The sequence below is a fragment of the Shewanella sp. 3_MG-2023 genome (assembly GCF_030548765.1).
Classification (GTDB): domain Bacteria; phylum Pseudomonadota; class Gammaproteobacteria; order Enterobacterales; family Shewanellaceae; genus Shewanella.
The window spans coordinates 1-1,128 of sequence record NZ_JAUOSH010000081.1; the positions used below are offsets into that span (position 1 = coordinate 1).

Below are 1,128 nucleotides of genomic sequence, written 5' to 3' on the forward strand. Positions count from 1 at the left end.
TAATTTCATTCTGCGCTTCAGTAAAATTACGATACCCTGTAGTTGGTATCCATTCTGTCTTAAGGCTCCTAAAAAAACGTTCCATAGGACTATTATCCCAACAATTCCCACGTCGAGATAAACTTTGTTTGAGCTGGTATCGCCATAATAGTTGCCGATATCTTCTGCTTGTATAGTGAGTCCCTTGATCGCTATGGAACATAACATCTTTAGGTTTACCACGACCTTCATAGGCCATCGAAAGCGCTTTGCCAGTTAAACGACTATCAGGTGATAACGACATAGCCCAGCCAATCACTTTACGTGCAAATAGATCAATCACCACAGCTAAGTACATCCAACGGTTACCAGCCCACACGTAGGTAACATCACCAACCCAGACTTCATTCGGAGCTGTGACAGCGAATTGTCGACCTAGGTGATTAGGGATTTCAATATGTTCTAGTGTCGCTTTTCGGTATTTGTGCCTAGGTACCTGGCAGCTAACTATACCAAGCTCTTTCATCAACTTAGTGGCACGATAACGGCTTAGCGAGACACCCTGCTGGCTAACCATATCTGCAATCGTTCTAGCACCTGCCGATCCATTACTTGCAGTGTGTACTTCGCTGACTAGGCTGCGAAGCTTAACCTTATCTGCGTTAATGGTTATTGGTCTCTTTCTCCAATACTTGTAACTACTACGATGAATACTGAACACTTCGCATAATGTTTTTATGCTATAGCTCTGCCTGAGTTTCTCAATTATTAAGAATTGTTCAGTGAGTCCGACATCAACAGAGCTGTGGCCTTTTTTAATATTTCGTTGTGCTCCTGGAGGCGAGCTAGTTGCTTTTTTAACTCTCGAATTTCAACTTGTTCTGGTGATATAGGTGATGCTTTATGCTGCTTACCTTGTCGCTCTTCTCTTAATTGTCGTACCCACTTATCCATGGTTGATTTGCCCACATTCATAGCTTGAGCAGCTTCAACAATTGAGTAATTCTGATCTAGCACGAGTTGTGCAGATTCAAGTTTGAACTCTGCACTAAAAAGTCTTCTTGTACGTTTTTTCATAGTGTCACCTGTTAACTTATGAGGTGATGATATCACCTCTAACTAGGTGGCCAAATTAACTATGCCACTACA

General features: G+C 42.0%; 1 pseudogene. It reads right to left on the reverse strand.

Annotated elements, in window-relative coordinates:
• Window positions 1-1,056: pseudogene (locus tag Q4591_RS20065) on the reverse strand (IS3 family transposase); the annotation flags it as partial.
• Window positions 1,057-1,128 lie beyond the last annotated feature (72 nt).